The sequence below is a fragment of the Klebsiella sp. P1CD1 genome (genome assembly GCF_003790505.1).
Taxonomy (GTDB): Bacteria; Pseudomonadota; Gammaproteobacteria; order Enterobacterales; family Enterobacteriaceae; genus Klebsiella; species Klebsiella variicola.
In genome coordinates this window covers 907273-932829 of sequence record NZ_CP033631.1, presented here as the reverse complement: position 1 = coordinate 932829, position 25557 = coordinate 907273, and the positions used below count along the sequence as shown (strand labels likewise).

The 25557-nt window shown below is 55.9% G+C and carries 26 protein-coding genes; 13 read left to right on the top strand and 13 right to left on the bottom strand.

Annotated elements, in window-relative coordinates; translation table 11 throughout:
- Positions 1–2: 2 nt before the first annotated feature.
- The 4 genes from mrkD to mrkA form a co-directional block, all read right to left on the bottom strand.
- Positions 3–998 (bottom strand): type 3 fimbria adhesin subunit MrkD, encoded by a 996-nt coding sequence (gene mrkD / locus DTA24_RS04720; protein ID WP_012967267.1) that lies wholly within the window; start codon positions 996–998, stop codon positions 3–5.
- Positions 989–3475, bottom strand: a complete 2487-nt coding sequence (gene mrkC, locus DTA24_RS04715) for a type 3 fimbria usher protein MrkC (protein WP_008806367.1) — start codon at positions 3473–3475, stop codon at positions 989–991. The genes mrkD and mrkC overlap by 10 nt, the downstream gene beginning before the upstream one ends.
- A gap of 11 nt (positions 3476–3486) precedes the next feature.
- Complete coding sequence (gene mrkB / locus DTA24_RS04710; protein WP_012967265.1) at positions 3487–4188, bottom strand: type 3 fimbria chaperone MrkB; 702 nt, start codon at positions 4186–4188, stop codon at positions 3487–3489.
- 95 nt (positions 4189–4283) lie between these two features.
- Positions 4284–4892, bottom strand: a complete 609-nt coding sequence (gene mrkA, locus DTA24_RS04705; RefSeq protein ID WP_008806369.1) for a type 3 fimbria major subunit MrkA — start codon at positions 4890–4892, stop codon at positions 4284–4286.
- Positions 4893–5597: 705 nt separating this feature from the next.
- Between mrkA and DTA24_RS04700 the strand changes: the two genes are divergently transcribed.
- Complete coding sequence (locus DTA24_RS04700) at positions 5598–5807, top strand: DUF1471 domain-containing protein (protein WP_002916131.1); 210 nt, start codon at positions 5598–5600, stop codon at positions 5805–5807.
- A 95-nt stretch (positions 5808–5902) separates the two neighbouring features.
- Here the strand turns inward: DTA24_RS04700 and DTA24_RS04695 are convergent, their stop codons facing one another.
- Complete coding sequence (locus tag DTA24_RS04695; RefSeq protein WP_012540631.1) at positions 5903–6799, bottom strand: EamA family transporter; 897 nt, start codon at positions 6797–6799, stop codon at positions 5903–5905.
- A gap of 81 nt (positions 6800–6880) precedes the next feature.
- On the opposite strand from DTA24_RS04695, the gene DTA24_RS04690 reads away from it, so the two are divergent.
- The gene (locus DTA24_RS04690; RefSeq protein ID WP_012540630.1) at positions 6881–7387 is read left to right on the top strand and encodes a MarR family winged helix-turn-helix transcriptional regulator; all 507 of its coding nucleotides are present in this window, start codon (positions 6881–6883) and stop codon (positions 7385–7387) included.
- Here the strand turns inward: DTA24_RS04690 and DTA24_RS04685 are convergent.
- The 5 genes from DTA24_RS04685 to yehD form a co-directional block, all read right to left on the bottom strand.
- A complete protein-coding gene (locus DTA24_RS04685; RefSeq protein ID WP_032691458.1) occupies positions 7384–8340 on the bottom strand; it encodes a nickel/cobalt transporter in 957 nt (318 codons plus the stop codon). The genes DTA24_RS04690 and DTA24_RS04685 overlap by 4 nt on opposite strands.
- A 137-nt stretch (positions 8341–8477) precedes the next feature.
- Positions 8478–9467 carry a fimbrial protein gene (locus DTA24_RS04680; RefSeq protein WP_012967263.1) on the bottom strand — a complete coding sequence of 330 codons (990 nt, stop codon included), beginning with the start codon at positions 9465–9467 and terminating at the stop codon, positions 8478–8480.
- 12 nt (positions 9468–9479) lie between these two features.
- Positions 9480–11960 (bottom strand): fimbrial biogenesis outer membrane usher protein, encoded by a 2481-nt coding sequence (locus tag DTA24_RS04675; protein ID WP_123836579.1) that lies wholly within the window; start codon positions 11958–11960, stop codon positions 9480–9482.
- Positions 11961–11972: 12 nt separating this feature from the next.
- Positions 11973–12656, bottom strand: a complete 684-nt coding sequence (locus DTA24_RS04670) for a fimbria/pilus periplasmic chaperone (RefSeq protein ID WP_012540626.1) — start codon at positions 12654–12656, stop codon at positions 11973–11975.
- Positions 12657–12717: 61 nt separating this feature from the next.
- Positions 12718–13260, bottom strand: a complete 543-nt coding sequence (yehD, locus tag DTA24_RS04665; RefSeq protein WP_008806376.1) for a fimbrial protein YehD — start codon at positions 13258–13260, stop codon at positions 12718–12720.
- A gap of 349 nt (positions 13261–13609) precedes the next feature.
- On the opposite strand from yehD, the gene DTA24_RS04660 reads away from it, so the two are divergent.
- Positions 13610–13855 carry a hypothetical protein gene (locus DTA24_RS04660; protein ID WP_008806377.1) on the top strand — a complete coding sequence of 82 codons (246 nt, stop codon included), beginning with the start codon at positions 13610–13612 and terminating at the stop codon, positions 13853–13855.
- Between the two features lie 409 nt (positions 13856–14264).
- Here the strand turns inward: DTA24_RS04660 and DTA24_RS27960 are convergent, their stop codons facing one another.
- Positions 14265–14462: a hypothetical protein gene (locus DTA24_RS27960; RefSeq protein ID WP_153242724.1), complete on the bottom strand. Its 198-nt coding sequence runs from the start codon at positions 14460–14462 to the stop codon at positions 14265–14267.
- A 244-nt stretch (positions 14463–14706) separates the two neighbouring features.
- Here DTA24_RS27960 and fimB point away from each other — a divergent pair, with 244 nt between their 5' ends.
- The 10 genes from fimB (at position 14707) to DTA24_RS04605 (ending at position 24853) form a co-directional block, all read left to right on the top strand.
- On the top strand, positions 14707–15312 hold the full coding sequence (gene fimB / locus DTA24_RS04650) for a type 1 fimbria switch DNA invertase FimB (RefSeq protein WP_012967261.1): 606 nt from the start codon (positions 14707–14709) through the stop codon (positions 15310–15312).
- A gap of 463 nt (positions 15313–15775) precedes the next feature.
- Positions 15776–16384, top strand: coding sequence for a type 1 fimbria switch DNA invertase FimE (gene fimE, locus DTA24_RS04645; protein ID WP_012540621.1), 609 nt, complete (start codon positions 15776–15778; stop codon positions 16382–16384).
- 480 nt (positions 16385–16864) lie between these two features.
- Positions 16865–17413, top strand: coding sequence for a type 1 fimbrial major subunit FimA (gene fimA / locus DTA24_RS04640; protein ID WP_008806380.1), 549 nt, complete (start codon positions 16865–16867; stop codon positions 17411–17413).
- A 70-nt stretch (positions 17414–17483) separates the two neighbouring features.
- Positions 17484–18020: a fimbrial protein gene (locus tag DTA24_RS04635; protein WP_012967260.1), complete on the top strand. Its 537-nt coding sequence runs from the start codon at positions 17484–17486 to the stop codon at positions 18018–18020.
- A gap of 49 nt (positions 18021–18069) precedes the next feature.
- A complete protein-coding gene (locus DTA24_RS04630; protein WP_012540619.1) occupies positions 18070–18774 on the top strand; it encodes a fimbria/pilus periplasmic chaperone in 705 nt (234 codons plus the stop codon).
- An 80-nt stretch (positions 18775–18854) separates the two neighbouring features.
- Complete coding sequence (locus DTA24_RS04625; RefSeq protein ID WP_123836578.1) at positions 18855–21470, top strand: fimbrial biogenesis usher protein; 2616 nt, start codon at positions 18855–18857, stop codon at positions 21468–21470.
- A 10-nt stretch (positions 21471–21480) separates the two neighbouring features.
- Positions 21481–22008 carry a fimbrial protein gene (locus DTA24_RS04620; protein WP_012540617.1) on the top strand — a complete coding sequence of 176 codons (528 nt, stop codon included), beginning with the start codon at positions 21481–21483 and terminating at the stop codon, positions 22006–22008.
- Positions 22009–22035: 27 nt separating this feature from the next.
- Positions 22036–22521, top strand: a complete 486-nt coding sequence (locus tag DTA24_RS04615) for a fimbrial protein (RefSeq protein WP_074194464.1) — start codon at positions 22036–22038, stop codon at positions 22519–22521.
- A 17-nt stretch (positions 22522–22538) separates the two neighbouring features.
- Positions 22539–23444, top strand: a complete 906-nt coding sequence (locus tag DTA24_RS04610; protein WP_012540615.1) for a fimbrial protein — start codon at positions 22539–22541, stop codon at positions 23442–23444.
- The gene (locus tag DTA24_RS04605; protein WP_023323248.1) at positions 23441–24853 is read left to right on the top strand and encodes a cyclic diguanylate phosphodiesterase; all 1413 of its coding nucleotides are present in this window, start codon (positions 23441–23443) and stop codon (positions 24851–24853) included. Before DTA24_RS04610 ends, DTA24_RS04605 begins: the two co-directional genes overlap by 4 nt.
- 42 nt (positions 24854–24895) lie before the next feature.
- On the opposite strand, the gene DTA24_RS04600 is transcribed toward DTA24_RS04605, so the two are convergent.
- Both DTA24_RS04600 and yjdI read right to left on the bottom strand, forming a co-directional pair.
- Positions 24896–25168, bottom strand: coding sequence for a GNAT family N-acetyltransferase (locus tag DTA24_RS04600; protein ID WP_008806388.1), 273 nt, complete (start codon positions 25166–25168; stop codon positions 24896–24898).
- Positions 25169–25179: 11 nt separating this feature from the next.
- Positions 25180–25410 carry a 4Fe-4S mono-cluster protein YjdI gene (gene yjdI, locus DTA24_RS04595; protein ID WP_123836577.1) on the bottom strand — a complete coding sequence of 77 codons (231 nt, stop codon included), beginning with the start codon at positions 25408–25410 and terminating at the stop codon, positions 25180–25182.
- Between the last annotated feature and the right edge of the window lie 147 nt (positions 25411–25557).

Below are 25557 nucleotides of genomic sequence, written 5' to 3'. Positions count from 1 at the left end.
TATTAATCGTACGTCAGGTTAAAGATCATATGCGACTCCACCTCGCCGGTGCTGGTCGTCGGGCCATACTGATAAAAGCGCGCGTGCAGCGGGATGGTGATGTAGCGAGTCTCCTGATTATTCAAGCGGCCAACGGTGTATTTCTTATTAAACTGCAGCGGCGATCCATCCTTCAGTACCTGAATACCGACGCCTTTTGCCATACCGCTACCGGCCTTTTCGTTGAGCAACGCGCCCATAGTCGCCGTCGTGCTGGTAGCCAACGTTCCGGAAAACGAGGTGCTGATGTTGGCATACCCGGTTTCGCTCAGGCCGCCGCTGCACTGCAGATCGATATTAAAATCTTTCCCGCCCGCGGTAGTGCCCACCCCTTTCAGGTCACTGCGCCGGATGGAGCCCACATCGACATTCATATTCTTCCCGCTCATCACCGTACAGGAGGGCGAGACCACGGTGATGGCGTTGGCGCTCAGATAGGTTTCGAGGATCGGGTTGCCGCCGCTCTCCCAGTCATAGGAGGTGTATTTCCCTGTTGCCAGGGTGCCGCTGCCGGTGGTTGCCGCGGTTTTGATTATCTCCAGGGTAAAGCGCGATCCCTCCAGCGAATAGTTGGTGGTACCCGATACCCGAGACGAAAAGACGTCGGGATAGACGATATTGACCGTCGCGCCGCCGCGGCTGAAACGCATGCCGATACCCGGCACGTTGGTGGAATAGATTTTATTCCCGAGATCAGTGGCCCCTGGCGCAACAATCTTCGCCGCGAAGCGGTTGGTGCCGGAGGTACAGCGATAGCTCGCGCCGCCGGGGGCGCTCATCGTCCAGTCGCGGGTGAGGATCACCGACCCCACCGGCAGATCCGGAGGCACCACCACCCTGCCCACCACCATGTCCAGCATCACCGTTGGCGAAGAAAGGCGCGTACAGACGGCCCAGGACGAGGTGGTTCCCAGCGCCATTAAGACGATAAAAAGCGTTAGTAATTTCCTCAGCGACATACGCTATCCTTTGTTGTTTGCGGTCCCAGATCCACCGAACACTGCCCGCCGCTCCACTTCACAATCGCGCGTTTGGCATTCGCATCGCTGATAAACATCATGCTGCCCTGGCCGACAACGCCGATCTCCTTACCATCAGGAGAGAAAATACTCGCCGCAAACGGCAGCGGCTCATGGTTCGCCTGGCGCACCTGCAGCGTGAGGTTGTTCTGCACCGTGGTGCCGAACGCCACCTTAACCACGCTGCCTTCCCACGGCACAACCTGCGCCACGGTGCGATCGAAGGCGACATCGTCAAGGCTACCTTTCGGGTCGATCTCGACGGCGTTAATCCGGTACGGGCGCAGATACGGCAGGATGGCGTAACCATTGCTGTCCACACGGGTGCCCGGCGACCCCGGGAGCATGGCGCCGGCAGCATCTTTGGCTTCAATCAGCGCCATCGTCGAGCCGCTTTCCGGCGAGAGCACCACGCCGCCGCTATGGGCGATCATCGTCCCGCTGGCGCCCAGGCCGCTCTGACGATAGCCTTCGCCCTGGCTGTAGCTGCCGTTGAGCGTGGTCCATGGCGTACGGTAGCTGCCGTTGAGCGCCACGTCGTGCTGGCCTCCGGTGGCCGTGGTGGTCGACACGCCGTAGTTAAGGTTGTTTTCACTGTCCAGCGAACCGTTGATACCAATCTGCGAGCTGGCAAAGCGCGAGTTGTTGAACGAGGTGTTCGACGTCAGGTTGGCGGTGCGGTTATCGCCAAACCACAGCGGGTAGCTGAAGTTAAGTGAAATACGATCGTCGCGGCGATGACCGGAGCTGTCTGGCGTGTAAACGCGCTGCGCGCTCGCCGACCAGGAGAGACGACCAAATGAGTTGTTGTAGCTGACCTGATACTGCTTCTCTGTCCCGGAGCGGTTCCAGTAGTCGGAGACGCGACCGCTCAGATAAAACCCGCCCCAGCCGTCCGGCAGGTTCTGGTTCACGGTGAAGGTCATGCCGTTTTTCTGCCGCCACAGGGTGTAGTTGCTGCGGCTGTTTTTTTCCTGATCGACGGCATACAGCGCGTCGTTGAGGTTGTAATAACCTTTCGTCGAGTAGCGATACGCCGCCAGCACGATGCTGGTCTGGGTATCGGTAAACATGCGGTTAAAGGTGGCGCGATAGCTCTGCCCCGAATCATCATGGGTATCACTCTTTAGCCGCGAATGGGTCACGTCAAAGGAGAGCGCGCCGATGCCGGTGTTCATCCCGGTCCCCACCAGGAAGGCCTGATAGTCGTCGAAACCCGTGACCCCGGTATAGCCGGTCAGCAGGTTGTTGATACCGTGCTGCCAGGTGGCCTGATAGAGCATCGGCTTGTTACGCAGAGAACTGTCGTCCACTTTACCGGCGGAGAGCGCGTAGCGGGTCATTCCCGGGCGCAACAGCTGGGCGACGGAAGCGTAAGGCACGCTAAACACTTCCACCGAACCATCCGCCTCTTTCACCGAGACCTCAAGGTCGCTGCCATAGCCGGAAGGATAGACATCCTGCAGGGTAAACGGCCCGGGCGGAACGGTGGTCTGATAGATAATGTTGCTGCCCTGGCGCACGGTGACGAGGGCGTTGCTCTGCGCCACGCCGCGAATTTCCGGGGCATACGAGCGCATGCCATCCGGGAACATATTGTCATCGGTGGAAAGGTTGACCCCACGCAGACCGATGGTGTCGAAAAATTCACCATTGGTAAAAATCTGCCCGCCGCTGACGATGGAGTTGAGCTGCGGAATGGGGCGCTGGAGATAGGTCTGGTTGCTGTTCCAGTGCGCTTTACCCTGCTGCTGTTGCCAGTTCAGGTTGCCGATGTGCTTCAGCAGCCAGCCGTCCCACGACAGGCCGGCGTTGACGCCAAGATAGGCGCTGCTGTTATCCGAGCCGCCGACCGAAGAGGTGTGGCTGTTCCAGGCGTTGGCCATCCAGCCCAGATTGAGCGCAGTAATGCCTTTGTCCCAGAACTCCGGGCTGACATAGTTTTTCAGACGTTGATCTTCATAGATCTGCGGCACCGAAATGTTCAACCGCAGGGAGGACTGGACCAGGTTGTCTTTGACGTTTTCTTCGTTACGCCAGGATTTGAGGCTACCACAGTACCCCTCCTGTTCGCTGAGCTTTGGGTTAAGCTTTTCCGCCGCGATGCCGTACTGCGTCAGCATCGCTTTGGTGTAGCAAACGCCAAGGTTACCGTCTTTGTCGCGCGCGATGCGCAGGTCGTAGCGCCCTTTCCACTCGTCGTTGGTGTAGACGTCAAGGGAGTAAGTGCCTTCGGTAATCGCGCTGGTCGAAAAGCGAGACAGATCGACCTTCTCGCGGCTACCGACAATAAAGCCGTCGTTAAATTGATATACCGTTCCCGGGTTTTCCTGTCCGCTGGAAAATGGCGGAAAGCAGCACAGCGCGATGGCTATCGCGGTGCTTAATCTTCCCGGGCAGAATGACCTCTGCTTCATTAGATTTTCCCTTATTTAACGGCCACTTTCACTGCGACATCGGCGCCATAGTCATTAATGTTGTTAACGGTCAGGGTTTCGCCGCGGTTGACGGCGGAGGAGAGTGCTACCGTCTGGCTGGACTGCGGCGCCAGCATCACGGTTTTGCTGTTCAGGGCTTTACCGCCGTCGCGGGAAATACGGCTGACGGTAATGTAGAACGGCGTCGGGTTATTGATGGCGAGACTGCTGCCGTTGGCAGTCAGCGTCAGCTTCTCGGCCGCCGCATCGCGGTTGCCCAGTCCGGCAGGGCGGTAAATAAATTTAAAGCGGGAACGGATCGCCAGCTGCAGCACGTTCTGGCCTTCATTTTTCTGATTGGCCACTACCGGTGGAATTTCCAGCAGATTCAGCCACCACAGTGTCTCTTTATCTTTCGCCAGACCGGCGCTGCTGCCGAGCTTAATACGCAGCGTCTGGCCACTTTTGGCGTCAACGCGCGAGATCGGCGGGGTGATAATAAACGGGGTGGTAATGGTATCCGGTGTGGCATCGGCATCGCCATTATCCAGCCAGGCCTGCGCCAGTGCCGGACGGTCGGCGTTATTTGAAAGCTGTACCGTTATTTCTTTTTCATTTCCTGGATAAATAAAGCGGGTACCGTTAACAATAATGTTGTTGGCATGGGCCGCAAAACTAAAAATGAAACAGAAAAAAAGGGCAATACGCTTCATGCTGACCTCAGAATAAAAATACAAGCGGCGGACATCGCCGCTTTATTATTGTTATTAACTGCCCCGGAGCGGGGCAGTTTTATTTTCTGGCGGAATTACTGATAGGTAATTTCGTAAGTCGCGTAGCTGTTGACCACACCGGTAGTTACTGTGGTCGGTGCGCTGGTCGCATAACCAACGTAGTAGGTGAAGCGCGCGCCATCGGCTACAGCAGCAGCATCGCCTTTTGCTTTCGGCTGAGTGCTGTCACCCGGGATGATTTTGTTGGTCAGCGCGGTGGCGTTGTCAGTAGACAGCACCAGCTGGATGTTCTGGGCACCGGAAGCTTCGGTGTTCGCCAGGTAACCCTGCTGTTTGCTGGTTGCGCCAGCCAGCAGGTTACCGCCGGTCCAGTTCACGCCCAGTTTGGTTACGTCATCCTGTTTGGTGCCGTCAGCAGCCTGGCAGTTAGAGACGTCAATGGTGAAAGATTTCGGTTTCAGATAAGTATCCGCTGCTGCCGCTTTAACTTCAGTCAGGGTTACCGGAGACAGGTAAACGTTCGCATCGCTGCCCTGGCCGTTAACAGAAACAGTACAGGATACATCGGTAACTTTACCGAAGAAATTAACCTGGCCGCCGCCAACATTGGTATCAGCTGCATGAGCAGCAGTCATGCCAAAAAACGCGGTTGCCATTGCTGCAGAGAGAAGAACCTTTTTCATTGCCATTTCCTTGTCAGAGTGAATTACGAATCAATGAGCACACTGTGAATTCGCATAGAACCAGAAACATCAGGCGATGCTGATTTATGCCACTGCTAATAGAATCTTCGACTGACCGGGAGCCGCAATATTTAAGGCGTCAGGTAACGAACTTAAAAATATCAGTTCGCTGGTGCTATCGGCGTCAAAGAATGCTATTTATTCGCCGACAAATATACATTTGTTCACGTTTCATTAAGTTATATAACAGATAACCATCAACTATTAATAAACAGTCATTGATAGATGAAAACGAGAGGGTGGCTGTTTACAGCGCAGCAAGCCTAACGCCAGTGCGAGAGAAAGTGACCGCAACAGCATGCAGAAAAAGCCCTCGGAAGGCCATCGCGATAAGTCTGAATCTGCCTTTGCGGTGGTGAAAACAGCACCAAACCATTCATACAACGAATGATGAAAGCATGAATGAGGCGCATTCCTCTCCCTGAACAAGGGCAGCCCATGTGATATCCCCTTCCAGAAACAAATCATTAATCCATTGTTTTTAAATTAAAAAATCGATAAACAATCATATTTCCGCCATCAAACCGCCATAAAAATGTGATCTAAATCGCACTTTTTGCAACGCACGTTATAGTTAGCAGGCTTATTATAAGTCCATCGAAAGCAAACACGCTTTCCACCATAAAAGTTAAAAGGACAAACACCATGAAAAACGTAAAATTACTCGCCGCTGCCGGTATGCTCTCCCTGGTTTCTTTTGCTAGCTTCGCGCATCCGGTGAGCGTGACTGCCGACACCCTGGACAGCGCAGAAGCGAAAATCGCGACCATTGCGAAAGAACAAGGCGCTTCCTACCACATCACCGAAGCGTACACCGGCAACCAGGTCCATATGACCGCCGAGCTGTCTAAATAAGCGAATGGTTGCAGAGGGAGCTGCCGGACAGGCCGCCTGCGGGTGGCTGGTCTGGCTCCCGCCGCCCCCCCCGCACGCAGCAATGTCGAGCCCCGTTATGGGGCTTTTTTCGTTTTTGCTCCCGCCGCCTGGCGCGCCAGCGCGCGCTGGATAGACAGCACGCTCGCCAGCACCACGATCAACCCCACCAGCGCCATCCCCTGGATCTTTTGTCCAAGGAAAATCCATCCCAGCACCACGGCGGTCACCGGGCTCAGCAGACTCATCGCCGACACCGCCACCGGCGAGAGGCGGCCAATCCCCCGGAACCACAGGCCATAGGCCAGCATGGCGCCCGCGACGCACAGCCACAGATAGCCTGCGACCTGCAGCGCTGTCACCTGATGCAGAGGGGGGTCAACGATCAGCGCCACCGGGGCCAGCACCACTCCCCCAATCGCCAGCTGCCAGCCGGTCAACGCGACAATCGGCAAGGAGAGCGCCCAGCGGCGGGAGAGCCAGGTGCCCAGCGCCATACTGATCGCGCCGAGAAACGCCGCGCCGATCCCCAGCGGGTCGAGGACGGTGTGCGGCGACAGCAGCAGCATGGCCATACCGAGTATACCGGCGATGGCGGAGAACACCGCCAGCCAGGGCGAGCGCTGCCGATCAACGCACCAGGCGAGGAGCATCACCAGCAGCGGCTGGATCGCGCCAATCACCGCCGCCAGTCCACCGGGTAAGCGATAGGCAGCGATAAACAGCAGCGCCTGGAAAGCGCCGATATTTAAAATGCCGGTAACGATAAGCTTTGCCCACTCGCCGCGCTGCGGGAAACGACGGCTCCAGATCAGCAGGGCGATGCCTGCCGGCAACACCCTCAGCAGCGCAGCGATAAATGGCCGATCGGGAGGAAGGAACTGGGAGGTGACGATATAGGTCGTCCCCCAGATAGCGGGCGCCAGCGCGGTGAGCAGTAAGTCGATCATCAGACTACGTGAGAGAAAAGCCATGATTTTATCTTCACTTCAAGCTAAATTGGTGACTGAAGTATGTACCGACAAGTATCTTGATATCAAGACAAGTGAGCACTGATGGACAAATCACCCGCGATCGACGCCGTGGATCGCATTCTCGCCCAGTGGCAGCGGGAGCGACCGGATCTGGACTGCAGCCCAATGGGACCGATAGGCCGCCTGAAACGATGCGCCATGCTGCTGGAGCCGCAGGTGGAAGTGGCCTTTACGCGCCACGATCTGGTGCGCTGGGAGTTTGATATGCTGGCGACGCTGCGCCGCGCCGGCCCCCCTTTCACTCTTTCGCCGACCCAGCTCTTCTCCACGCTGATGATCACCTCCGGCACCATGACTCATCGCCTGAAGGCGCTGGAGAAACGCGGATTTATTACCCGCCTGCCGAACCCGGAGGATGCCCGCAGTATGCTGGTCGCCCTGACTCCTGTCGGGCGTGAGCGGATCGATGAGGCGGTGGAAACGCATGTCGATAATGAACGGCAGCTGCTGGCAGGACTCAGTGACAGCGAACGCCTGCAACTGGATCAGGCGCTGCGGGTATTGATGCACCTGCTGGAAAGTCGTTAACAGCCGGCGGCGATAAAGTCGCCGTTGGCGCTGATCGGCACCACGGTGAAAAACAACCCGGCGGCAAAGAGGATCAGCGCCAGCCCGCCGAGGATCTTCACCAGCGGCACCAGCCAGGGCCGCGGACGACTCCCCACCGTCAGCCTGTTGGCCATACGGTGACGGGCATAGTGCACCGTCAGTGACAGACCGAGGATCGAAAGTCCGGTGCCCAGCGCCATGGTCATCACCGCGGCGATGCCCCAGCTGACAATCCCCAGCGCGTTGGCGAACAGCAAGATCATGATTGCCCCGCTGCAGGGGCGGGCGCCGATGGCCAGCACCACGCCAAGGCGTGTTTTCCAGTCGGCGCCGTGCAGGTTGTGCCCCACGCCGTGGTGCCCGCAGCCGCACGAGGCATCATGCTGATGCACCGGCGTCATGGCGCGAATCACTCTCTTGCCCGGCCCCAGGTTCTGCAGCGCGCGAAAGATAATGTAAATTCCAAAGGCGCCGATGGTCAGGGCGCTGATCTTCTCAACGTACCAGCGGCTGGCGCTGAGATCGCCGGCGGCCAGATTCAGTCCTACCGCGAGAATAAAGACAAAGAGGATGGCGCTGACGCCCTGCAACAGGCTGCCGAGAAAGGGCACCACCCGCGCCGCCATCAGGCTCTCCGGGTTGGTGCTCAGGTAAGTCGTGACGATAAACTTGCCGTGACCCGGCCCGATGGCGTGCAGCACGCCGTAGAGAAAGGCGCCCACTAACAGCCAGACGCCGCCGCTGTACTGGTGATTATTCAGCAGTAAAAGATACATCACCAGATAGCGATGTAAGGTTATTTGGGTGGCGAGGCACCACTGGAGAAAATCGCCCCAGTGGCTGTGCAACATGATGCCGGCCACCAGCAGAAGGAGCCCGCCGCTCCCGGCCGCCAGCAGGCGCCAGTCGCGCTGCGCAATCGGAGTATTCATCATTATGCCATTGCGTAAAGAGTTTATCTCACCGGGCGGCGAACCGTTTGCCTGCCCTGTCGGCCAGGGGAAGCGGTATGCCCCCTAACAGATAGAGATAACATTAGCCTGGGCTGGCGTCGACAGGCAAAGCGGGGTTAGTTATTGTTGACCACGATGATGACCCGGCTTTTCATCTCCCCGGTACGTATATTCTCGCCATACTTCATTGGCTTGATATTAAGGGTAATTGGGTTTTTGCCGTGCACGGCTTCCTGAGGCGTTTCGTACAGGTAGCCATTGTCATACTGGATATCCGCCCCGCTGGCATCCTGAATATGGAACCCGACCTCACCGGCGCCGGTGGCAGATAATTCCTCATCGTTAGCTAACACCTGGCCGTTTTTCAGTCCCGATGCGCTCCTGAACGAGTACTCAATCTTGCCCGGCGTCAGTTCCAGTACACCGGACTCTCCCTGGCGGCAGTCGATATAGATCACCTCCGGGCGGTACGCTACGGTTCCCTGTTTAATATCGATGAAATTATATTCACCCATGTTGATTTCCGTCGTCGGATTCTCAAAACCACAGGTCATCACGTTGATTTGCAAAATGATATGATAAATATAGGTAATGGGGATATCGGTGCACTCTTTATCCTTATTCTGACAATATCTTAGATTGAGTTTATAACTTACCGTAAAGGGCTGACCGGGGGTGATCACCGGCCTGCCTGCGACCTCTCCCTTACTGATGGCATAGCTAATCGAGGCGGTATCATTAAAAATGTCAGACAATTTATAGTGAATTTTTTCGGTCAAATCGGTGCCGGAAATATTATGCGGCGACAGGTCGAATTTAATTTTATATTTTTCGTGGCCCACCAGGAAATTATACTCGGTGCTGTGCTGCGCTTCTCCTGTCAGGGTAATCACGACGTTCTGTAATGACTGACAAACAAACAGCCAGTCATCATTGGTAAAGGTGCCTTCGCGTAACGCCAGAGTACCGGAGAGGGTGACGGGTTTGAAAATATAGGTACCGTACCCCTCAATCCCTTTCTGGATATGACTGGTGTTCAGGTCGCAGTTCCCCGCCCAGGCGCCAAAGGTACTGAAGGTGAATAGCAGAAACAGTAGCCATCTCATCGTAATATTCCTTTACCGGCAGACATAGGTCTGCTCTTCATCAATGGTTTGTTTAAAGGTGATCGTGCAGTACTGATTATTTGCTTTATCAACAGCCACTTTCAGCGTCGACGGAACAGTATCCGTGCGGATGTATAATAAGCTGCCCTGGCCCACGACCCCGACATTCTGCCCCCGGTTGTCCTCGATTTCATAACCAAACGGCAGCGGCTCACCCGCGGCTTGTCGGGCATGAATCAACCACGGCTTACGCTGGTCGGTATCAAAGTGGCTGACCACCACAGCCCCCCGATACGGAGCCACCATTTTCCGGTTGCCTTTCAGTTCCGTCGTACTGTGGGAATCCGACACATCCAGCATCAGGGCGTTTTCACGGAACGGCGTGAGGTTGTCGTAGAGCACGATCCCTTTCCCGTTGGTGGTGCGGTATTTCTGACCATTGACATAAGCCCCCTCCAGCCCCGGCGCCTGCAAAATCGCGAAGGTGTCTGATAACCGATTCGCCAAGTTCACGCCCCCGGACCAGAGCACCATGCCCCCGGACAGGCTTCCGCTGGCCTGGGTGTAGTTTGACGACTGGCTGTAACTTCCGCTCAGTGTGGCCAGCGGGGCATTCCAGGTAAGGTTGGCCCCGGCAGCGGTTTCATTATTTTGCTGCTGATGACTGAGATTAACGCCGTAGCTGAACTGATCGCGGGAGCCGGCAATGCCGTTCAGTCCGGTGTTATTGGAGGCAAAGCCACTGTTATCGAAGGTGGTGGAGTTAGACAGATTCAACCGACGGCGCGGCGCGGTCAGGTCGTCCCCCCAACTGAACGGAATGGAGAAATAAAGATTAAATCGCTTATCCTGGTGATGATATTCGTCATAGGTTTGGCTAGCCGATAGCGTATAGGTCAGCCGCTGCCAGGTATTCGAGTAGCCGAGCTGATAATCTTTATTGCTGCCGCTTTTTCCCCAGTAGTCGCGCCACAGGGCGCTCAGGGAAATCGCGCCATAGCCCGCCGGAAGCGCCTGACTCAAACTGGCCGACAGGGAATTTTTCCTGCCGAAATCATATTGATAATAATCGGCAATATCGTAGACATCATTTTCGTCGCGGTGATAGTGGGTTCTGTTCTTCGCCCACACGTGATCGTTAAAGGTGCGGTAATCGCGGCTGGAATAGCGGTAGGCCGCGAGGCCAAAACGGGTCTGGGTTGGGGTGAGGAATTTACTGTAAGCCACCTGATAGCTTTGTCCATCATAGGTGCCGTTATCCTGCTCGCTGTGCGACTGGGTGGCATCGACGGAAATAGCGCCGAGCCAGGTATTCCAGCCCGTCCCGAGGGTAAAAGCCGAATAGTGATTCGACAGCATCGAACCACCATACAGCGTCAGCAGATTGTTCAGACCATACTGATAGGTCCCCTGGATAAAATCAGCCTGCCGATCGGCCCCCTCAATATGGCTGCGTCCGGCAGCAAGATCGTATTTCGAGACGCCTGCCTGCAGCATATTGGGAACGGAAGAAAAGGGAACCAGATAGCTGGTGACCGTCCCGTCTGCTTCTCTGATGCTCACGTCAAGATCGGCCCCGCCGCCGGCCATCTGTAAATCAGCGATGGCAAAGGGACCGGGCGGCACCTCTTTCTGATAAATGACAAAGCCATTTTGCTCAATGGTGACCAGGGCATTGCTTTGCGCAATCCCCTGGACGATCGGCGTAAAGTTGCGTCTGGAGTTGGGCAACATCTGCATATCGCGATATAAGCGCACCCCGCGAAAGCGCACAGTGTCGAATATATCGCCTGATGTGTACATATCGCCAGCGCGCAGCGTACTCTCTATCTCGCCGAAGCCTCGCTCCAGATAAAGGGTGTTACTTTTCCACTCACCGGCGCCAGAATCATTATTGTTATAGCTGGCGTCAGAGTGCAGTTGCCATCCCAGGAGATTTAAACCGCTGGTAAAACGGGCAAAGGTACTCTTGTTATTCCCGGCGCTTTTATAATCGCTGTAATACTGACTGGCATAATAGGACGTATAGAAGGCGTTGACCCCGCGGTCCCAGCTTTCCGGGGAAGCATAGCCCGCCTCCAGCTCATTAACAAACGCCTGCGGGACAGTGAGCTCGAGGGTCAGGGTGGAGATATCAAAATGATATTTCCCCCCCTGCACAGCCTCGCGTAGCGTGATGCATTGCGCCAGATCCTTTTTGTCCAGCCTCTCGGCTTTAATACCGAGCTGCTGCAGCTGGGAGTGTGACAAGCAGCTTTCCCCTAGCTGCTCCTTCACTGTCAGGTCATATTTCCCACGCCACTTGTTATTGACATACACATCCAGGTTATATTCACCCGCAATCGGTGCGTCATCTGTAAACTGATAGTGACTGTCTTTGACCCCTTTCATCCCGCCGAACATAAAGTTGGTATCAAAGGTCTCTTCTGCCGCCAGGGCTTCAGCAAATAATGATGCAATAATTGCCAGGGCCAGTGATGTCATCCTTAACATAACCACCTCTTTTTATTTTACGCTGATGCTATCACTAATATAATTTCCATAATCATCAATAAGAGTTATTTTGTACTGTCTGGCAACGCTGCCGCTGAGGGTGATCATTTGCTGTGAAAATGGCGCCAGCATAATGGCTTTACTGTTTCCTTTCACATTATTCACTTTAATTTCAGGGATCGTTATCCAGTTTGCGCTGTTATTTTTAAGCAGTACATTTTTACCTTTTTGCTGCAGGTCTAAATGATGAAAACTGGCCTGCGTAACGCCAGCGACACCTTCCGGGCGATAAAACAACTTAATTCGATTTTGGATCGCAAATTTCACCACATTTTTACCATCATTCACGCTGGCATTGGGTGGGATATCGAGGACATTCAAATAAAATAAACTTTCCTGATTTTGCGGTAACGTATTGGATAATGCTTTTATTTTAAGCTGCTGACCGGTATTGGCTCTGACGCGCACCACCGGCGGTGAAATAAGAAAAGGTACGCGGATATTTTCCGGGGCAATGGAAGTATTACCGTCGTCGATCCACGCCTGTACCAGGGCGCCGCGATCGCCGCGATTCATTAACTGCACCATCACCTCATTTTTACCGGCCGGATAAATAACGCGCGTCCCATAGATCACAATACCCGCCTGCGCGGGGATAATGAAAAAGGTCAGTAGCAGCAGAATGAATCCTTTCATCTCTTTCACTCCATGTAAACAGAGACCCGGCGAACGCCCTGCGTCTCGCCGGGTGACAGCATCACTCGGTTACCACGGTCAGCGTAAGGGTTGACTCAACATCGCCCTGGGTGACTGCGTTACCTGCGGCCACCACCGCATACTGTGCTGAAAAATCAATGGTATATACACCGTTTTCATCAGGATCCCCATTAAGAGGAATCAGCGAGTTGGCGTTTAGTTCGGCGTCATTCGCTGTCACCACAAAGCCGACGCCGGATGCGCCACCCGCTACGGTATTTTTCGTAATGTTCGGGTAAGTGGTATCAAACTGGTTACGTGCCAGGCTGATTTTCGGCGCAGCACCGGTACATTTTAATTTTAATGGCACCGTGGTGCTGTTTTTAATGCCGGTATAGGTGGCGCCGGCACCCAGACTTGCAAGACTTTCCTGCCCGACCTGGTTCATCGTAATAGTGGTAGAGTTGTTGCCATCAAGAAACTGACACGTGGTTCCCACAACGCGTCCGGTGATAATAACTTCACCCTGGTCAGTATCCGCAAAAGCACCGGCACTCATAAATACGGTGGACAGGACTGCTGCAGCAACAGTTAAACGCTTCATAATATAGTTCCTTTTATTTGTTTATCCATTTGGCTTATGAGATGAGAAAAAACTCATGCGGTAAATATTGCACGCGACTTAATCATTCACAACAGACGTATTTAATTCACTTGACTAATATCAAGCCAAATAATTCATTATATCTACGACTCATCCAAAAGTTATGTTGCTTATATCGCATTAAAACACAATAAAAACATAGACATCAGAAACGACGAATTCATTTAATAAAAAACAACGTTATCGCTGGCAGCGACGCATTTTGTGCTATCCTCACTTAAGCTATATGATAATTTTATAATTACCTGCTAATTATTTATTGTGTTTATAAAAACAGAAGGCCATCTCCATGAAAAGAGGCTTACTTGCCCTGGTCTGCGTCGCGCTGCTGGCGCCATCGTTTTCGGCGCAGGCGACCTGGCGTGGCGACAAACGCCAGGACGCCCGCGATATCCGACAGGATAGCCGCGAGCAAGGTCGTGATACCAAGCAGGAATGCGTCCGCAATAACAATCAAAGCAACGCCAGCTGCCGTCACGATAAACGGGAAAACCGCCGCGAAGGTCGCCAGGAAGCACGTGACGAAAAATGGTGAAACTGAGGTTTTGGCGTCTCCAGGACGTCATTCCTCCCGCCGCCGGAGCCTTTAACGCCCCCTCATACTTCAGTTGTCTGGCTGACATTTGTGGCATGCGCCTTATTCTTAGCATAGCGCAGAATATTCCCGCGCCCCCTCAGACCGTATCCCGGTCCTCATCATATCCCCCTTTTTTCCAGCCCACTAATATCGCCGCCACTGGCGCTTACCGTGCCTGATACCACTCCACTTCGACCACATGCTTTAGATTAAACTGAATTACTGAAATACAGCGTAAAGTGCCCTCATACAGACAATGGCTATTATCCCCAGGCTTTTTGCAGTATGGTTTAATCACTGTTGTAGTTTTGCAGTGAATGCTATCCAGACGATGCAGAGTTGTATTCTGTCTGAGAAATTTCTCATGCTATTCCCGAAGGTTGTTGGCGCGGGAGGTTGGTTTGCTGGCGCAATGATGTCCAGCAGGCAGGCAATAAATCATGACGGCATTGATGGCCGCCTTGCCGCGGCCGGAAGCCCGCGCCTTCATCATCATGCGGGCATCATCAAGAGGATCAGGGATGTACAGGACGTGGAAACCACCAGGAAAGCGACGCCACTTCAACCCGCTAACCCTTTCTTTACCCTTCAGCTTGCGGCGCCTTATCGGTGGCGATGGAGATAGCCTATGATACCGCACGCTCACTCAGCGATAGCATTCAGATTTTGCCTTCACCAGGTGAAACGCTTTCGTATGAGATTAAAACGTTATCAGCACGCCGTTTCAAAATAAAAAGGCAGTCGAATTTAACAATGACCTGACGCAGGCCTGGAAAGAGAAAAATATGCCTGCAATAAAAGGGAAAACCATGACGAATAACGCCGATATAAAAAAAAGGAACTTCCTGACTCAGAATGAGATCGAGTCTTTACTTAAAGCCGCCGATACCGGTCTCTATGCCGCACGGAATTATTGCCTGACATTACTGTGCTTCATTCACGGTCTGCGAGCCAGCGAGATCTGCCGTCTACGAATATCGGATATCGACCTTGCTGCCCGCTGCGTTTACATCCATCGACTCAAAAAGGGGTTTTCAACTACCCATCCGTTGCTGGAGAAAGAGATCCACGCCCTAAAGCGATGGCTGGCCATTCGCAGCAGCTGGCCGCAGGCAGCCAGCGAATGGCTGTTTCTCTCCCGCAAAGGTAATCCCCTTTCTCGCCAGCAGTTTTATCAGATTATCGCCTCATCAGGGGATCTGGCGGGATTACCGCTGGAGATCCACCCACACATGCTGCGTCACTCCTGTGGCTTTGCGCTGGCCAATATGGGGATCGATACCCGTTTGATCCAGGATTACCTTGGGCATCGCAATATCCGCCATACCGTCTGGTATACCGCCAGCAACGCGGGACGTTTCTATGGCATCTGGGACAATACGCGCGACAAACAGCGATCGTCTTTGATCCAATAACCTTGACGCCAAGGATGGCGTTGTCTCGCAACCTGCTCGCAAATTATAACATTTATTATCATTAACCCTGCGTTAATTATGATTACTGTTCCCGCAAGTTCTTATTTATTCCTGCCAGCTCCGCGTCAATTTAACCCTGCGTTCATTCTGGATTTGACCGAATTATTTATTGCTCGAGTAAAATTTCCGCACCGTTTTTTTAATGACAACGTGCGCCAGAAAAAAATCCTTTTATTTTATGCACCTGGCGATAACATCTGGAGAGGCTATTGAGACAACGATTAAAATCTTTAAAATTAAGAATTATCGCCCGGCGATATTTTTAGTATCAGTCAATGTAATGTGCTATCTATTCGTGGTTAATCAACTTCACCCTACAACGTTTTAGCATTACGCATTCTTTTCGTCATGGCGTAAGGTTTCGCCGTGACGGTCATTCATCCTTTTTTCAGGAGCTAATATTGTGAACCGACGTCGTTTTCTTACCGCCAAAGAAGTTCAGGCAATGATGCAGGCCGCTCGCCAGGGCCCAACCGGTGAACGGGATTACTGCCTCATCCTGCTTGCCTTTCGCCACGGCATGCGCATCAGCGAACTGCTGGATCTGCACTATCACGATCTGGATCTGCATGAAGGACGGGTCAATGTGCGGCGGCTTAAGAACGGTTTTTCGACTATTCATCCGCTGCGCTTTGATGAGCGCGAGGCAATCGAACGCTGGAGTCAGGTCCGCGCCGGCTGGAAAGCGGCGGCAAAAACCGACGCGCTGTTTATCTCTCGTCGCGGTACGCCGCTCTCACGCCAGCAGGCATATCGTATTATTCGATCCGCCGGTGAAAATGCGGGCACCGTTACGCACACGCACCCTCATATGCTGCGTCACGCCTGCGGCTATGAACTGGCGGAAAGAGGTACAGATACCCGTTTGATACAGGATTATCTGGGACATCGTAATATTCGTCACACGGTACGCTACACTGCCAGCAATGCGGCGCGTTTTGCCGGGATTTGGGAAAGAAATAATCTTTTAGAGGAAAAAGGCCTGTCAAAGGAAAATGATTTAAGCGATTGATTTAATACAATAAAATCAATTGCTAACAGGTCAATTGGGGCCAAACTGTTTATATCATAAAAATGTTTTGTAATGTTTTGCAACTCACCGCGCTATATTTCTGCAGAAAAAATCATAGTTTATTGATTATTATATATTTTTAATCACGCAATCACTCACTTTTCTCCCACCATACTCCCGTTGCACCGGCGATCCTTCGCCAGCGCCATCGCTATTCCTTTTGCACTCCCGCCCACCACTCCAGATTATATACCCACAAAAAGCCAAATAAACAGAATTTAAAACCACAAATAAACCAGTCAAAAACCAAAAACAGATCATTTATCCCAACGAGTCAAAATGGCCCCAATTGTCTCATCAGTTGGGTAAAAACTGTGCAGAGCCGGCAGCCTGACTACTCGGCTGAAATCTGACATGCCTGGAAGGCACATCGGCTGCCAATCCGGTTCGTTATTTCGACATCGTTCAAAGGAAAACAGTATGAAAATCAAAACACTGGCAATGGTTGTTGTGTCAGCCCTGTCCCTGAGCTCCGCGGCGGCGCTGGCCGATACCACCACGGTCAACGGCGGGACAGTGCATTTTAAAGGGGAAGTCGTCAATGCGGCCTGTGCGGTAGATGCCGGCTCTATCGATCAAACCGTCCAGTTAGGTCAGGTGCGTTCCGCGAAACTTGCCACCGCAGGTAGCACCAGCTCCTCCGTCGGTTTCAACATTCAGCTGGATGACTGCGACACCACAGTGGCGACCAAAGCTTCTGTCGCTTTCTCCGGTACCGCTATCGACAGCAGCAACACCACCGTTCTGGCACTGCAAAACTCTGCCGCCGGCGGCGCAACCAACGTTGGCGTGCAGATCCTCGACAGCACCGGCACGCCGCTGGCGCTGGACGGGGCCACCTTCAGTGCCGCGACCACGCTGAATGACGGCACCAACATCATCCCGTTCCAGGCGCGTTACTACGCGACCGGCGCAGCGACCGCCGGTACGGCGAACGCGGATGCCACGTTCAAAGTGCAATACGAGTAAGGCCCGATCCACGCAGGGAGGCAATCAGGGCCAGGAGGGCCCGCTCTCTATTTCCAACTGGAGTGAAACGATGCAGGGAATGAAATCAGGTCTGCTGCTGCTACTACCCCCGCTGGCCCTGGCCGGTAATCAGTGGAACGTCACGCTGCCTGGGGGCAGCATGCGTTTTCAGGGCCTGATTATGGCGAGTTCCTGCCGCGTCGAAGCGGGCGATCGGCAGATGACGGTCAATCTGGGGCAGATCAGCAGTAACCGATTTCATGATGTCGGCGAAGACAGTAACCCGATCCCTTTCGCGATTCATTTACAGGATTGCAGTACCGCAGTCAGCCAGCATGTGGGGGTGGCATTTCACGGCGTGGCTGATGGTAAAAATCCCGATGTGCTCTCGGTGGGCGAAGGCCCGGGGATCGCCAGCGGGATTGGCATTGCGCTGTTCGACAGTCAGGGCCAGCAGCTGCCGCTCAATCGTCCGCCCGACCGCTGGGTGCCGCTCTACCGCGGACCGACGACGCTCAATTTTGTCGCCAAATATCGGGCGACCGGACGCCAGGTCACCGGCGGCGCGGCCAACGCCCAGGCCTGGTTCTCATTGACCTATCAGTAATTAATCCGCAGACAAACAGGACAACACGGTGAGCAGACAAGGAGATAACGTGAGAAAAATGGCAACGACGACACGCGGCATACTGGCGGGATGTTTACTTTTCGTCGCCGGTGCGTTGAGCGCCAGCGCGCAGGCGGGCGTCGCGCTGGGCGCGACCCGGGTTATCTACCCGGCGGGACAGAAGCAGGTCCAGCTCGCGGTGACCAATAATGACGACAACAGCACCTGGCTTATTCAGTCATGGGTGGAAAATGCCGATGGTCAGCGAGACGGTCGGTTTGTCATCACTCCCCCGCTGTTTGCCATGCAGGGCAAAAAAGAGAACACCCTGCGCATTATCGACGCCACCAATAACCAGCTGCCGCAGGATCGGGAAAGCCTGTTCTGGATGAACGTGAAGGCGATCCCCTCGATGGATAAATCCAAGCTCAGCGACAATACCCTGCAGCTGGCGATTATCAGCCGCATCAAGCTCTACTACCGTCCGGGAAAACTGGCCCTGCCCCCGGATCAGGCGGCGGAAAAGCTGACCTTTAGCCGCAGCGGATCGTCGCTGACGCTGACGAACCCCACCCCTTATTACCTGACGGTGACCGAACTGAACGCCGGGACGCGCATTCTGGAAAACGCCCTCGTGCCGCCGATGGGCAAAACCAGCGTCAAGCTGCCCGCGGATGCCGGGAGCACCATCACCTATCGCACGATTAACGATTACGGCGCGCTGACGCCGAAAATGAATGGCGTACTGCGTTAACCCAGAGTACCCCGCCGCGCGGGCCACGCTGCGCATGACCAGAAGCACTGACAGCCGGGCAACGTCGGACCGGAGGGATTATGTCACATCGAAAATATGGACTGGACCATTGGGGTTGCCGAAGCGCCCGGCGCCTGATTACGCCGGCGCTGACGCTGTGGCTCTGCTCACAGCCGTTTGCCACGCGGGCGGACCTCTATTTTAACCCCCGCTTCTTAGCTGACGATCCGGCGGCGGTGGCTGACCTGTCGGGATTTGAAAAAGGCCAGGAGGTGCCTCCAGGCACCTATCGCGTCGATATTTATCTCAACAATGGTTTTATGACCACCCGGGACGTCACTTTCCAGGCCGACGCGCAGGGCCATGGCTTGTCGCCCTGTCTGACGCGCGGCCAGCTGGCGAGCATGGGCGTGGATACCGGTCGGGTGCCGGGCATGGCGATGCTGGACAGCGCAGCCTGCGTGCCGCTAACGACGCTTATCAGCGAAGCCACTACACGCTTCGACGTCGGCCAACAGCGTCTGTATCTCACCGTGCCTCAGGCATTTATGGGCACCCGCGCGCGCGGCTATATTCCGCCGGAGCTGTGGGATAACGGTATCACCGCCGGGCTGATTAACTATAACTTCACGGGCAATAACGTCCATAACACCACGGGTGGCAGCAGCCGTTACGCCTATCTGAATCTGCAGAGCGGCCTGAACGTTGGCGCCTGGCGTCTGCGCGATAACAGCACGTGGAGCTACAGTAGCGGCAGCGGCAGCGCTTCCTCCAGTGAAAACCGCTGGCAGCACGTTAACAGCTGGCTTGAGCGGGACATCACGCCTCTGCGTTCGCGGCTGACCCTCGGGGACAGCTATACCAACGGCGATGTCTTCGACGGGATCAACTTCCGCGGCGCCCAGCTGGCCTCGGACGACAATATGCTACCGGACAGCCAGAAAGGCTTCGCGCCGGTGATCCACGGGATCGCCCGCGGCACGGCGCAGGTGTCAATCAAACAAAACGGCTATGAAATCTACCAGAGCACAGTGCCGCCGGGGCCGTTTACCATCGACGATCTCTACGCCGCGGGCAATGGCGGCGATCTGCAGGTCACGATTAAAGAAGCGGATGGCTCCCGCCAGGTCTTCAGCGTGCCCTGGTCAACGGTGCCGGTGCTGCAGCGTGAAGGCCATACCCGCTTCGCCCTCACCGCCGGGGAGTACCGCAGCGGCAACAGCCAACAGGAAACGCCCGATTTTTTCCAGAGCACGGCCATGCATGGCCTGCCGGCCGGCTGGACCCTGTACGGCGGCACTCAGCTGGCGGACCGCTATCGCGCCTTTAACCTTGGGGTGGGGAAAAACATGGGCTATTTCGGCGCCCTGTCGCTGGATATCACCCAGGCCAACGCCACGCTGGCGGACGACAGCGAGCATCAGGGACAGTCGGTGCGTTTCCTCTATAACAAATCCCTGGATGAGACCGGGACTAACCTGCAGCTGGTGGGCTACCGCTACTCCACCCGCGGCTACTATAACTTTGCCGATACCACCTACCGCCGGATGAGCGGCTACAGTGTGGAAACTCAGGACGGCGTTATCCAGGTGAAACCCAAATTTACCGACTACTACAATCTGGCTTACAGCAAGCGCGGCAAGGTGCAACTGAGCGTGACCCAGCAGCTGGGGCGCACCGCCACCCTCTATCTCAGCGGCAGCCACCAGACCTACTGGGGCACCGACGATGCCGATGAGCAGCTGCAGGCCGGCCTCAACGCCGCCGTAGACGATATCAACTGGTCGCTAAGTTACAGCCTGACCAAAAACGCCTGGCAGCAAGGGCGCGATCAGATGCTGGCGGTCAACGTCAATATCCCCTTCAGCCACTGGCTGCGTTCCGATAGCCGCTCAGTCTGGCGGCACGCCAGCGCCAGCTACAGCCTGTCGCACGATCTCAATGGCCGCATGACTAACCTGGCGGGCCTGTACGGCACCCTGCTGGAAGACAACAACCTCAGCTATAGCGTGCAGACCGGCTATGCGGGCGGCGGCAACGGCGACAGCGGGAGCACAGGCTATACGGCGCTCAACTACCGCGGCGGCTACGGCAACGCCAACGTCGGCTACAGCCGCAGCGACGGCTTTAAACAGCTCTACTACGGGGTCAGCGGCGGCGTGCTGGCGCACGCCAACGGCATCACCCTGAGCCAGCCGTTGAACGATACCGTGGTGCTGGTGAAAGCCCCCGGCGCCGGCGGCGTGAAGGTGGAAAACCAGACCGGGGTACGCACCGACTGGCGCGGGTATGCCGTCCTGCCCTATGCCACCGAGTATCGCGAAAACCGGATCGCGCTGGACACCAACACCCTGGCAGACAATGTCGACCTTGATGATGCAGTGGTCAGCGTGGTGCCGACCCATGGGGCGATCGTCCGCGCCAACTTTAACGCGCAGGTGGGAATGAAGATCCTGATGACGCTGACCCATCGCGGCAAACCGGTGCCGTTTGGCGCCCTCGCCACCGGCGACAGCAACCAGAGCGGCAGCATCGTCGCGGATAACGGCCAGGTCTACCTGAGCGGGATGCCGCTGGCGGGCAAGGTGCGAGTGAAATGGGGCGATGGCCCGGACGCTCAGTGCGTGGCCGATTATCGTCTGCCGCCGGAGAGTCAGCAGCAGGCGCTCAGCCAGCTGTCGGCCGCGTGCCGCTAAGGAGATCATGATGAAAACACTGCAGTATCTGCTGGGCGCCCTGCTCACCCTGGTGACGCCGTTTGCCTTCGCTGCCGATAGCACGATCACCATCAGCGGCTATGTGCGCGACAACGCCTGCGCAGTGGCCGGCGAGTCGAAGGATTTCACCGTCGATTTTCAGGACAACGCCGCGAAGCAGTTTTATGCCGTCGGGGCGACGACGCCGCCGGTGCCGTTCCGCATCGTGCTGTCGCCCTGTGGCACTTCCGTCACCGCGGTGAAGGTCGGTTTCACCGGCGTGGCGGACAGCGTCAACACCAGCCTGTTAAAACTCGATGCCGGCGCCTCGGCAGCGGCGGGAATGGGGGTGGAAATTCTCGATCAGCAGCAGTCCCGGCTGCCGGTCAATGCGCCGTCGTCAGCCATGTCCTGGACCACGCTGACGCCGGGCCAGACCAACATTCTCAACTTTTACGCCCGTCTGATGGCCACTCAGGTGCCCGTCACCGCCGGGCATGTCAATGCGACAGCGACATTCACGCTGGAATTTCAGTAAGCGGAGGCTGAAATGAAATGGACCCACGTGGGCTGGCTGCTGGCCGGCCTGTTAACCGCGAGCGCTTCCCTGCGGGCGGCCGACGTCACCCTCACCGTCAACGGGAAGGTGGTGGCCAGACCCTGCACGGTTTCCACCGTCAATGCCACCGTCGAGCTGGGCGATCTCTATACCTTTAGCCTGATCGGCGCGGGCTCGGCATCGGCCTGGCACAGTGTGGCGCTGGATCTCAGTAACTGCCCCGTGGGTACTTCACGGGTGAAGGCCACCTTCAGCGGGACGGCGGACAGTACCGGCTATTACAAAAACCAGGGAACGGCGGGCAATATTCAGCTCGAACTGCAGAGCGAGGACGGCACCACGCTGAACAATGGCAGCAGCCAGTCGGTACAGGTGGATGAGGCCAGCCAGTCCGCTCGCTTCCCGCTGCAGGTTAGAGCCCTGTCCGTCAACGGCGGCGCCACGCAAGGCACCATTCAGGCGGTGATTAACGTCACCTATACCTACGCCTGAGCCAGGAGAGCATTATGATGAAAAAAATTATCCCCCTGTTCACCACCCTGCTGCTGTTGGGCTGGTCGATGAACGCCTGGTCCTTTGCCTGCAAAACGGCCACCGGGGCGACGATCCCCATCGGCGGCGGGTCAGCCAACGTCTACGTAAATCTGACACCGGCGGTTAACGTCGGGCAAAACCTGGTGGTCGACCTCTCCACGCAGATTTTTTGCCATAACGACTATCCGGAAACGATCACTGACTACGTCACCCTGCAGCGCGGATCCGCCTACGGCGGCGTGCTGTCGAGTTTCTCCGGCACCGTGAAATATAACGGCACCTCTTACCCCTTCCCGACCACCACGGAAACGGCGCGGGTGGTTTACGATTCACGGACCGATAAGCCCTGGCCCACCGTCCTGTATCTGACGCCGGTCAGCACCGCCGGTGGGGTGGCGATCACCGCAGGATCGTTAATCGCGGTGCTGATCCTGCATCAGACCAACAACTATAATAGCGACTCCTTCCAGTTCATCTGGAACATTTACGCCAACAACGACGTGGTGGTCCCCACCGGCGGCTGCGATGTCTCCGCCCGCGATGTCACCGTCACCCTCCCCGACTACCCGGGATCGATGGCCGTGCCGCTCACCGTGCACTGCGCGCAAAGCCAGCAGCTGGGGTATTACCTCTCCGGCACCACCGCGGATAGCGCCAACGCGATCTTCACCAATACCGCCTCCGCCTCACCGGCGCAGGGGATAGGCGTTCAGCTGACCCGCAACGGCAGCGCCGTGCCGGCGAACAGCACGGTCTCGCTGGGCACCGTCAGTACCTCGCCAGTTAATCTCGGTCTGACGGCAACCTATGCCCGGACCACAGGCCAGGTCACTGCCGGCAACGTGCAGTCGATCATCGGCATCACCTTTGTCTATCAATGATGACCGACTATATCCTCTCACCCTGCTCGCTGGCCGCCCGCGGGTTGAGCCAGCTGATGGTGAACGCCGCGAAGCGGCCCGTTGAGCTGCCGGTCGAGGGCGTGTCCCTGCGGGAGCTGACCGCCGTGAAGCGGATCGTGGTGTTTCTCCCTGACGATCCCCTGTGGATGCTCACCACGCTGCGCCAGGCGGCAAGGCTGCTCGACCAGGCCTTGCAGCCGTTACCGATGTTGATTCTGAGCCGCAGCCCGGCCATCTGGCTGTGGCAAACGCTGCTTTATCAGGTGAGCCATCCGGATCGTCTGCGCAACGTCCATACCGCCCCCGCCGATCTGTCCTGCACGGAGCTGGCCGATCGGCTGGAGAACGCACCGCGACTTGAGCGGCTTGCCAGTGAAGCCGCCCTGCTCAACGACAAACGAGCCGCCGGATTGAGCCATGCCGAGTTCAAAGTGATCCTCGCCCTGCTGCAAGGGCAGACGATAGGCGAGCAGGCCCGGCGTCTCCGATTGAGCCAGAAAACGCTCTACACCCAGCGGCTGGCCGGGGTGAAAAAGCTGGTGGAATATCACCCGCATCTGGCCCCCCGCTTTCCGCGTACGCTGCTACCGCGCTCATCCGCCAGCTCACTGTCGGCGTTTGAACAGGAATGGGTACAAGCGATCCACGATCGCCAGGTCTTCCCGGTTTTTCAACCTATCGTCGATAGTCGCTCACAGCTACAGGGGGTGGAGATCCTGATCCGCTGGCGCCACCGCGGCCAGGTTCTCCATCCGCAGGCTTTTTTGCCGCAGTTCCGCGCCGACTACGCCTGGCTGCTGCTCACGGCCTTTGTCCTGCAGGAGGCCGTGCAGAATATTAATGAGCATCCGGGTACTTTCTATTTTTCGGTCAATATTCCTTCCTCGCTCGCCGCCAGCGATAGCCTGCTGCGGATGGTGGAAGCCGCTCGCCAGCAGCTCCGGCAGCCAGAGGGCGTGGAAAGGCTGGTGCTGGAATATGCTGAAACCATCGATTTTCGCCGTCAGAGCCGATCCACCGCCCAGGTGGAGGAACTGCAACGTGCTGGCGTGCGGGTGATGCTGGACGACTGCTTTTCTCAGGGGAGCGTCATCTTTCCGGCGCGTCGCCTGCACTTCAATGCCTATAAACTGGATATGAGTATCGTCAACGACGCTCAGCACGATCAGAAGGCGCTTGCGCTGATAAAAAGCCTGGCCTACTACTGCCAGTTGAGCGGCAGCCGCTGCGTGGCGGAAGGGGTGGATTCGCTGGCGAAGTTTACGCAGTTAAAATCGCTGGGTATTGACCGTTTCCAGGGCTATCTGTTTTCACCGCCGATGCGGCGCGAGCATCTCCCGGATCTGATCCGCCGCTTTTCCCATCAGCGCGATCCGGCGGATCGTTGATGGCGCGAGAAAAGCGCACCGGTTGGCACCGGTGCCGGTACGTCAGGCGCGAATATCGTCGTATTCGCGGGTGTTATCGAATTCATGTTTGGCAAACGGGCAGAGAGGGATGATCTTCCGCTGCTCCTGGCGCATTTTTTCCACCACCTTCGCCACCAGCTGTTTCCCCACGCCCTGGCCTTTCAGGCTGGGATCAACATCGGTATGTTCGATAATGCTGAGGTGGTCGCCGGTGGGAACAAAAACAATTTCCGCCACCTGGTTTCCCTGCGCGTCGTTAACATAAAACTTGTTGTGCCCTTCCAGTATTTCCATCTTCTCCTCGCTTATTTATGACGATAGTGCAGGGCGCCGCTCGGGTAGGTATCGATCACTTTTACCACCGTCGCCACATCCACTTCATCCGGGATAATCCACGGTTTACGCTTCAGGTTAAAAAGCTTCGCGCTGCCGCGCACGCAGTTCCCCGAATGCTGACAGATCGCCGTATTAAAGTAGACGTCGATTTTCTCTCCGGTGTAGGCCCGGTAGCCCGCTTCCAGTAATTCCTTATCCATGACATTGCCTCGTTCTTTTTTTATGTTTCAGGCTAAGCATAGTCCTACACGTCGCGGCTGACTACGCGTAAGCGTGGGAATTGGCGCCTCACATCATGCTTTCCCATCGGGTAAGGATCCCGCAGTCGGCGATCCGTTGACTTTCAT